General features: G+C 63.0%; 8 protein-coding genes and 1 pseudogene. 7 read left to right on the top strand and 2 right to left on the bottom strand.

Going from position 1 to position 9,569, the window contains the following annotated elements; genetic code table 11:
- The first annotated feature begins 85 nt into the window (after positions 1-85).
- The 7 genes from Q427_RS22615 to Q427_RS32715 all read left to right on the top strand — a co-directional run bounded on the left by Q427_RS22615 (position 86) and on the right by Q427_RS32715 (position 8,525).
- Complete coding sequence (locus Q427_RS22615) at positions 86-604, top strand: Hcp family type VI secretion system effector (protein WP_043517462.1); 519 nt, start codon at positions 86-88, stop codon at positions 602-604.
- A 243-nt stretch (positions 605-847) separates the two neighbouring features.
- Positions 848-3,028, top strand: a complete 2,181-nt coding sequence (locus tag Q427_RS22610) for a type VI secretion system Vgr family protein (protein WP_043517460.1) — start codon at positions 848-850, stop codon at positions 3,026-3,028.
- Complete coding sequence (locus tag Q427_RS22605; protein ID WP_051496615.1) at positions 3,025-3,900, top strand: DUF4123 domain-containing protein; 876 nt, start codon at positions 3,025-3,027, stop codon at positions 3,898-3,900. Before Q427_RS22610 ends, Q427_RS22605 begins: the two co-directional genes overlap by 4 nt.
- Entirely contained in the window at positions 3,897-5,456 is a 1,560-nt protein-coding gene (locus Q427_RS22600; RefSeq protein WP_043517459.1) for a toxin VasX, read from the top strand. The genes Q427_RS22605 and Q427_RS22600 overlap by 4 nt, the downstream gene beginning before the upstream one ends.
- A gap of 50 nt (positions 5,457-5,506) precedes the next feature.
- On the top strand, positions 5,507-6,253 hold the full coding sequence (locus Q427_RS22595) for a hypothetical protein (RefSeq protein ID WP_043517458.1): 747 nt from the start codon (positions 5,507-5,509) through the stop codon (positions 6,251-6,253).
- Positions 6,232-8,229, top strand: coding sequence for a hypothetical protein (locus Q427_RS32720; protein ID WP_197030791.1), 1,998 nt, complete (start codon positions 6,232-6,234; stop codon positions 8,227-8,229). Before Q427_RS22595 ends, Q427_RS32720 begins: the two co-directional genes overlap by 22 nt.
- Positions 8,230-8,231: 2 nt before the next feature.
- The gene (locus Q427_RS32715; protein WP_197030790.1) at positions 8,232-8,525 is read left to right on the top strand and encodes a hypothetical protein; all 294 of its coding nucleotides are present in this window, start codon (positions 8,232-8,234) and stop codon (positions 8,523-8,525) included.
- Between the two features lie 36 nt (positions 8,526-8,561).
- On the opposite strand, the gene Q427_RS22585 is transcribed toward Q427_RS32715, so the two are convergent.
- Positions 8,562-9,365: an ABC transporter ATP-binding protein gene (locus Q427_RS22585; protein ID WP_043517464.1), complete on the bottom strand. Its 804-nt coding sequence runs from the start codon at positions 9,363-9,365 to the stop codon at positions 8,562-8,564.
- A 111-nt stretch (positions 9,366-9,476) separates the two neighbouring features.
- Positions 9,477-9,527 (bottom strand): annotated as a pseudogene (locus Q427_RS34645) (hypothetical protein); the annotation flags it as partial.
- Positions 9,528-9,569 lie beyond the last annotated feature (42 nt).

The following is a 9,569-nucleotide window of genomic DNA, read 5'->3' as shown; positions in this document are numbered from 1 at the left end:
ACTAATCTTATATAGAACAGGCATGCTTCCTGCTCCTATAACACTGTCCATTGGACATTCATTCACATCGTCAAGGAGCAGACTCATGCCGACACCTTGTTATATCAGCATCGAAGGCCAGACCCAGGGCAACATCACCGCTGGCGCCTTCACCCCGGATTCCGTGGGCAACATCTACGTGGAAGGCCACGAAGACGAAATGCTGGTTCAGGAATTCAAGCACGTCGTGACCGTGCCCACCGACCCGCAGTCCGGCCAGCCTTCCGGCCAGCGTGCGCACAAGCCGTTCATCTTCACCGTGGCCCTGAACAAGGCCGTACCGCTGATGTACAACGCCCTGGCCTCCGGCGAGATGCTGCCCAACGTCGAGCTGAAGTGGTACCGCACTTCCGTCGAAGGCAAGCAGGAGCACTTCTTCACCACCAGCCTGACCGACGCCACCATCGTCGACATCAACCTGCGCATGCCGCACGCCCAGGACATCAACACGTCTGAATTCACCCAGCTGATGGACGTGTCCCTGGCCTACCGCAAGATCGATTGGGAACATACCGTTGCCGGCACCTCCGGTTCCGACGACTGGCGCGCCCCGATCGAAGGCTAAGCCTTCGTCAGTGCTCGCTAGCGGCAACGTCCCGTCCGCCTGGGCGGGACGTTGCGCCGCCGGCGTCGTGATGCCAGCGCTTGTTATCGAGCGCTGGCATCACGGCGTGTAAGCCATCGCCGACAGTCCTTGTCAGTCTTCGTCCACATCGGTCGATGTCCCCTTGCCATGCCGAGGGGCTCGCGTAATCTGCTGATGCAATGGATTGCCGCGCATTCGTCTTCCAGGAGGGGAGCCATCACCATGGCCAATCAGACCGGTCTTCAGTTCACACTCGCCCTTGCCGGGGCCGACGACCTCGACCTGGCCGTGGTCGACTTCACGCTGACCGAGGCGCTATCCCAGCCCTTCCACCTGACGGTCAACCTCGCCAGCCGCGATCCGGACCTCGCCCCCGAGACCTTTCTCGACCGCGAGCTGACCCTGACCCTCTGGCAGGACGGCCAGGCGCTGCGCCGGGTCCACGGCATCGCCACCGAATTCGGCCGCGGCGACAGCGGCCATCGCCGCACCTTCTATACGCTGATCCTGCAGCCGGCGCTGTGGCGCCTGTCGCTGCGCCACAACTCGCGCATCTTCCAGCACGCCTCGCCGCTGACCATCATCAATACCCTGTGCGAGGAGCGCGGCATCACCGACGTGGCCTTCGCCGTCACCCGCGAACCCGCCGAGCGGGAGTACTGCGTGCAGTACCGCGAGACCGACCTGGCCTTTATCCAGCGCCTGGCCGCCGAAGAGGGGTTGTTCTACTTCCACGAATTCGAAGACCAGCCGGGGGGCGCCCATCGCCTGGTGTTCGCCGACGATCCCCAGCTGCTGGCCAGCCTCGGCAGCCGCACCTACCATGGCCGCGCCGGCGGCACCGCACCACTGCGCCATGTGCGCAAACTCAAGCAGGTCTCCCGGGTCCGGCCCGCCTCGGCCATGCTCAAGGACTACTCCTTCAAGCAGCCGGGCTATTCACAGTTACATCAGGCCCAGCTGCATGACCAGGCAGCGGACGGCCTGGAAGAACACGCTCAGAGGGACGACTATGAGCATTTCGACTACCCCGGCCGCTACAAGGCCGACGCCTCCGGCGAGGCCTTTACCCGCATTCGCCTGGAGCACCTGCGCCACGACGCCCTGACCGCCGCCGCCGAGAGCGACCTGCCCGAGCTTGCTCCGGGCCACCGCTTCACCCTCACCGACCACGACGCCGAACGCCTCAACCGCGACTGGCAGGTGGTCTCGGTGGTGCACACCGGCAAGCAGCCCCAGGCCCTGGAAGAGGACGCCGTGGGCGTCACCGCCAGCGACCGCCAGGGCATGGACGGCAACGACAGCACCCGCTATGCCAACACGCTGGTCCTGACCCCCGGCGACACCGCCTGGCGACCCGAGCCAACCCCCAAGCCGAGAGTGGACGGCCCCCAGGTCGCCTTCGTGGTCGGCCCCGAAGGTGAGGAGATCCACTGCGACGAGCACGGCAGGGTCAAGGTGCAGTTCCCCTGGGATCGCTACGCCGAGCCGAACACCGCCGAGGCTGGCGGCGAAGCCGCTGTAAACGGTGCGAGCGCCTGGATCAGAGTGAGCCAGGGCTGGGCCGGTGGCGGCTACGGTAGCATCGCCATACCCCGGATCGGGCACGAGGTCATCGTCTCGTTCCTGGAAGGTGACCCGGACCAGCCGCTGATCACCGGGCGCACCTACCATGCGGTGAACACGCCGCCCTATGAACTGCCGGCGCACAAGACGCGCACCGTCATTCGCACCCAGAGCCACAAGGGCGACGGCTTCAACGAACTGCGCTTCGAGGACGAGGCCGAACGGGAACAGATCTGGCTGCACGCCCAGAAGGACCTGGAGCTGCTCACCAACAACGACCGCACCGAGGAGATCGGCAACTACAGCTTCCTCACCGTGCACAACGACCGCATCGGTGAGATCGACGCCGATGAACACCACACCGTGCGTAGCGATCGGCACGAACAGACCGACGCCAACCAGCACCTGACGGTGCAAGGCAGCCTGCACATCAAGGCCGGCCAAGCCTGGCTCAGCGAAAGCGGCCGCGAACTGCACATCAAGGCCGGCCACAAGGTGGTGCTGGAAGCCGGTAGTGAACTGACGTTGAACGCCGGCGGCAGCTTCCTCAAGCTCGACGGCGGTGGCGTGACCCTGGCCGGCCCCGGCGTCAAGATCAACGCCGGCGGCAGCCCCGGCTCGGGCTCCGGTCAGGCCGTCGAGACGCCGCTGCTGCCGGGGCGGGCAGTGGCGGAGGAGCATGAGGACGTGACGCTGGGGCCGATCTTCGGTCACCGCCTGGAGCAGGCCATGATCACGCATGCTCCCCTGGTGGAACCCTGCCAGAAGCCATCCAACGGGGGGCCCTGCCCGCTTGGAGAGGCCTGCCCTTGTGAAGACGTGGGAGGCCGTGCATGAGCGAAGTCTCCCAGGCCTCGGTACTCACGGCACTACTCAATAACCAGCTCGGCGATCGCCACTGGCTGGTGGTGGAACAGCGACACGATACGCTCGAGCGCCTTTACACCCTGGACGCAACGCCAGACATCGTGTGGCTGTTCGACGAGACCCGCTATGCCTCGGCACGCGATGCCGGGCCACTTGTCGTGGCGACACAGCCGGGTAGCGCACTGTGGAACGCCTTCGCTGAAGGCCAGGGTGCATCACCCCTTAGCGGCATCGCCGTATCAAGCAGTGCCAGCACCGACTCCGTCTTGGCCCACCTTCGACATCGGCTAAACGTCAGGTTTTATGGCAGCCGTCAGGCATTATTACGTTATTTCGACCCCTGGGTGGCGGCCCACCTCTTCTTGGATACGCCGTCTTCATTATGGCTGGGTCCACTTTCCGCTCTCTTCTGGCACGGCGGCACCTTTCGTCAGAGGGCCAACCATGGCGCCATCTGGTATGCCTCCCGGCAAGATTCAGCACCCATGAAGAACCCATCAATCGATGCGAGCGACCCTATCAGCCTGACTCCGTCCCAGGAAGAGTCCCTCGAGGCGTTCGTCGCCCAATACCCGCTATGGCAACGCTTGGGCAAAAGCGCAGAGCTCGACGAAGATTCAGCGGAGCATGCACAGCGATTCGTGGCAGCGCTCGACGAAGCCCAGCGCTTCTCGATACCCCAACACCAGCTTCTCGATTTCGTGCACCTGCGTTTCGAGCATCACCAGGCATCACTGCCTGATGGCCTGGAAGCGCAGCCGGCAGAGGCACGTCTGGCAGCGCTCCAGCAGCATTTCCACACCAGGGAAGACAATACGACCATCGGGAGAGACCGGGCATGAGTAACGGCACACTGGGAAACCCTGCCTGCGAAGGTGAACAGCTCATCATCCAAGTCATGGGCAAGGAGCACCCGTCCGGGCACGAGATCGTCATCGTCGATCAACACAGGGGAGAGCGGATAGACGCCTTCGGCGAAGCCGAGACTGAAGATCTGCCTGATCCGACCAGCGTGTTGCACAAGTGGTGCTGGCAAGGTTACCAGCGCGTCAATGCGCAGCTGCACATCGACACCGAGAACGGCGACCCCATCCGTTTGCCGCTACTGGAATGGCTGCTCAAGAACAACCGCAAACTACGCCTGCAGGACAATGTTATCCAGCCGGTGCTGCCGATGGCGCTATGGCAAGGAATGACGCGGGACGAACGCCATGCCCTGCCGCTGCGTCCCGGATATCTGTACGTATTCTACGGTGACAAGTTGTGGCGGGAGATCGAGGCCTCGGCGAATGCCGAGACCGGGCAGATGGAGTTCCGCGATATCGATCTGGCAGCCCATTGCGACAGCAATGAGCGCTATCAGGACGATCGCAGGCCCGCCGTCGGTATTGCACTTGAAGAAATCTGGCTGCCTCATCGGGCCAATGAACGCTATGTCGACGGCAGTGTTCGTATTGGCTATTCCGAGGTTCAGTGGTCGGCAGCGCGCCTCAACCATCTCCAGGCTGATAGCCATGCCCAGCGTACGCGCTGCCATGCCATCAACCTGTCAGGGGCCAACAACTTCGCCTCACCGGGGCAGCTATACATGCTCTCGAATGAGGAGCCCCAGCGCCTGCGTACCGGTCTAGCCGAACAGCATGCCGCCACGCCGAACGCTCTGAGCCTGGACCTGACCGGCGACTACCTGCCCCAGTTGCGTGACCAGGCCAGGGCGGAACTCAGCCAGTTCGATACGGGTGAATCCGCTCGCACCGCCGCCGATGAAGGCATGCGCTCCGGTAGCGGGCATGGTGAGCAGCCCTCTCCTCTCTACCTGCAGGCTTCCGCCCGCTGCCAGGTACTGAAAAATCGAGTGGAACAAAGCGGGGACGATACAGAAGCCGCAGATGCCATCTGGGCGGGGCTGGGTGAGGCCGAAGACAGCCTTGCCGACGCGCGGGAGCGGGAGATACCCGGGCTAGTGCTGGCGGATACTCTCTTTGAGCTACGTCACAGCCTGCACGGCTGTCGAGTCAGCCTCGGGTATCTGCAACAGATACCTGCTCTTGCGGCTGAAGATCGGTTCTATGAATGCGCCGCACTGGTCAACCAGACCATTCTCAAGCGCCACGACAAGGCAGGCCAGACAAATGCGCTGCGCCGTTTCGCCGACAGGGCCGATCTGAGCGAATCAAGCGAACTCCAGCGCATCCTGCGAAGTGCCCAGCGTGAGCTGGCGCGTAACCAGCTCGAGGCCTATCAGGGTCGACTGCACGGTTTATTGCTCAGTCGTGAAGCCAATGCCGTGCTGGCCGACCTGTTTAGCCTGGAGGGCCACGATTACCTCGGCGCCTATGCGCTCACGGCCGACCTGCTGGAAGCGCTGCGCGATGCGCCGGGCGATGCCGACCCCTGAATGATACTCCGCCCACGGCACCCACCCGACCGCAGCGCTACCTGGTCGATGTGCTGCGAGACGGCAGCACATACACCCTGCATGCCATGCTGTTTCCCAGCGACGAGGACACGCCGTTCGACGTACCGCTGGTGCTGCCCGACGAAGAGGAAAACCCCGGCGACGGCCGCGTGCGCCTCAAGGCGCTAGCGCAACAGGCAGAGCAAGAGCTTCCCACCGAAGAGGACGATATCCAACTCCTTGAGACAGCCTATCTGGCAATGATAGGCAGCGCCGAGGGCTTCACTTATAGCGCAGAGCTTAAGCGCTGGGGCGGCGTGGTGGATCTCGTGTTCGGTCGCCTCGCCGAGCAGGCCAACCTGCTGTTCGATGAGAGCGCACGCCAAGCCATCGCACTGCCGGCCGCACGCCTGGCACGAGTGGGCTTTCCGGAACTGTTCGGCAGGATCTCCGGTACCGCACGCGGCAACGTCCGCGAGGACATGGTCATACTTGGCGTTCGCGACTCACGCGGCCAACTCTACAACGGCCTGACGGAGCAGGAGCGCAGCGCCAGCCGCCAGGGCGCGCAAGGCCAGGCACGCCAGAGCTTCGAGGGGGCGGTGCGTCAGGCAACGGGCAAGACCTTTACTCCCAGCCAGGCGAGAGGCATGGCGGCCCTTTCCGCTGCGGCCAACGAGCCACACCTTATCGTGCTGGTGGCCGAGGCCGACTCCGAAGCGGCCAGGCTCTCACGCCGTGCACGAATGCAGGTAGCGTCGCAGGCGCCACCGATATGGTGCGCTTGCCGTATGTGATTGCGGCTTTTGAGTTATTTAACTTGAGACAAGAGTGGCACCAACTCATTAACCGCCCTTCAGGAAGAAGCATCGCTAGTATTTCAAGTGCGATCTTCGATTTAACTATTGCTTCTTTAAAAGCAATGGAATTTTATGGTGAACGACACAACCGACTGAGCCGACTTCGGGCCGGTGCAGTTAGCCGTCATTTACCGCTGGGCGATGCACTGATACGCTCACAGTCCACAATGTTATCCGCAGTGGGCAACCAGTTACGTGGGACCATTACCGCAGTCAATTTGGCGGGTGTAGCAGCAGGCGCAGCCAGCGCCGCTCTGCTGGCCTGGGATGCGTGGACACGTTTCCAGCACGGTAATGTGGGAGCGGGTATCGCTCTAAGTATTGCCTCGGTCAGCACCGCTGTGGTGGCCGGCTCGGCCCTGGTCAAGACCAGCCCCCTATGGCTGGGCCTGGGCCCGGTGGGCTGGATCGCCCTCGGTCTTTCCATCGCCGCGGTCGCGCTGTCGATCTGGCTGACCGACAACGAAATCGAAGAGTGGCTGCGCCTGGGGCCGTTCGGTAGTAACGAACGCTATGCCTGGCGCAACGATCCTGCCGATGCCTTCGATAGGCTGGTCAGCCTGTTTGCCAATATCCGTATCCGCATCGAGCCGGTCGGCCTGGCCACTGCCGAGTCCATCGCCCAGGATTCCGAACGGCACCCCGCCATTGGTCTGCTCAACCCCAGCCGCCCCATGGGGTATGTGGATCGCCTGGTCGCTCAACAGGCGTTGGCCCAGTCCCCAGGCCTTGCCGCCAATACCCGGGTAGTGATCAACAGCAACCTGCCGGGCCTGGCACCGGGCTGGGAAAAGATCGCGCTTTTTCGTTGTACTATCACCACGGAGAAGAAGCACGAGTTTCGCAAGGATGGCTACTCCCAGTGGCTGGAGGAAAAAAGCGAGCTAGGCGAGCCGCTCTCCCCTCTCTTCGAGCGGGCCACCACCGATGGCAGGGAGTATTATCTCTGGGTGCCGGAACAGGAGGGGCAACCGGGCAGCCTCGGGCGCGCGGAACGCCGCACCAGGCACCAGCTCAGGGTAAAGGTGCAATGGCGCAAGGAACCGAGTAATAGCGATATTCTGCCGCGTGCCTTGCCAGCGCCTGCACCCACCAGGACGGAGCGTGGCGACCCACTCGCACCCAACTTCGAGCGTACCGACCAGCCTATTGGGCCGACGAGACGACCCATCGTGACAAAGAGGCAACCGATGGCTGATATGATGCCAATCACTTATACCGCCGATGCCCATACTGCGGAGCTTGCCCAGCGCCCGCGCCAATCGGAGAGCGAACACTCGCGACGGTTTCGTATGTCCGCCGCCAGCGGCCAGCGGCTCCCCCACCACCACCCAACGGTGGAGATGGTGCCGTTGGCACGAGGGCTGGAAATTGTTCCACCCACGCAGGTACGACATATCGAGAGCCAGCCCGGGCATACCCCCCGACCGGCCGATCGCGCCCAGCATCTAATTCGTATGGATGAAGAGTGCCTGCGCTACGCAAGCCAGACTAAACGAAATTTCTTTATTGGCATAATCCGTACCTTAGGAATGATTGGTTTTTTTTTCGCACTCTTTATCTTTCCAGTCAGCACGATATTGATCTACTTTGCTTCAATATCTCCACAAAGCACATATGAATTCAAAGAAGTTCTCGCCGACATTTTGGAATTTTACCTTTATTTATTTTTAGTTCTATTATCCATGTGGGGGGTGGAAATCTTATATACCGCATTTTCCCCAATTATGCCTCTGGCTACCAGCCCGGCCCGATGTGGGAACTCAACCGGCGTACCGGCATGGTCACGGTATTTGCCAACCCGGCCAAAAAGAGCACCGCCTGGCAGGTGGCTCATCAGTTGCCCTTCCATGAATTCGATTGCTACCTGCAGAGCACGCCGAGCCATCAGGGCCTGCCGCAGTTCAACCTGAGCATGGTGCACTATCGCCAGGAAGTGCATGTAGCGCTGGTCGGCATGTTCGGTGCCACCAGCAGCCATGTGGAACAGCGTGCCGCCTGGGACATGGTGCAGCGCTATATGGACACCTCACAGCCGCTGCCCGATGTGCCTGTCTTTGAAATGTATCGCGAGCTCGACCCCACCACGCTGTCACACGACCAACGGACCGGCCGGCCTCCCCGCTACTGGCGCGATATGGATGACGAGACGTTCGCCCAGAAGGTTCACGAGCATCAGGACAAGCTAAATGCCTTCTACCCCGGCTAAGGCAACTAGTCAGCTGCTGCTTCATCCCAAGCTCCATCAAACCACCTCAGCCCGCCTCGCCCTTCTCACATTGGCCAGCAGTAGATTCCCCGTGGCGGGGTCGGGTATCAGCGTACAGTCGATATCGTAGAGCTGGCGCACCAGGCCGGTGGTGACGACCTCGCTCGGCGGGCCGGCGGCGACCAGTTGCCCGTTGCGTAGCGCCAGCAGGTGGTCGGCGTAGCGGCAGGCGCTGGCCAGGTCGTGGAGTACCATCACCACGGTGCGCCCGCCGCCGGCGAGGTTACGCACCAGTTCGAAGACTTCGATCTGGTGGCCCAGGTCGAGGGCCGAGGTGGGTTCGTCGAGCAGCAGCAGCGGCGTCTGCTGGGCAATGGTCATGGCGATCCAGGCGCGCTGACGCTGACCGCCGGATAGCGTGTCCAGGGTCCGCTCCCCCAATTCCAGCACGTCCGCCGCCGCAAGGGCCTCGCCTACCACCCGCTGATCCTCGGCCGACCATTGGCGCAGCCAGCCCTGGTGGGGCTGGCGACCGAAGCGTACCAGTTCGGCGACGGTCAGCCCTTCGGGAGCGATGGCTTCCTGCGGCAGCAGGGCCAGGCGCCGCGCCAGTTCCCGCGCCGGGAGCTGCTGGATGTCCTTGCCATCGAGCAGCACCGCCCCCTGGCTGGGGGCATGTAGCCTGGCCAGGCCGGCCAGCAGCGTGGACTTGCCGCAGCCGTTGGGTCCGACGATGGCGGTGACCTGCCCCGCCGGCAACGACAGCGCCAGGTCGTCGATGATCGTCGCGCGACCGTAACGCAGCGTCAGGTTGCGAGTGGCGAGTTCGTGTCGGGTCATGCCAGGTTCCTCGAAGCCGGTCTCAGCAGTATCCACAGCAGCCAGGGGCCGCACCACCRCGGTGACGATGCCTACCGGGATCTCGATGGGAGCGAGCAGCACTCTTCCCGCCAGGTCGGCCAGCACCATCACCAGCGCCCCGGCCAGCGCCGAGGCAACCACCGGCACGCCCCGCGGCGAGGAGAGCGAGCGGGCGATCTCGGG

Source organism: Halomonas sp. BC04 (assembly GCF_000568385.1).
The sequence above is the reverse complement of the archived record's forward strand: the minus strand, read 5'-3'. Positions and strand labels throughout refer to the sequence as shown.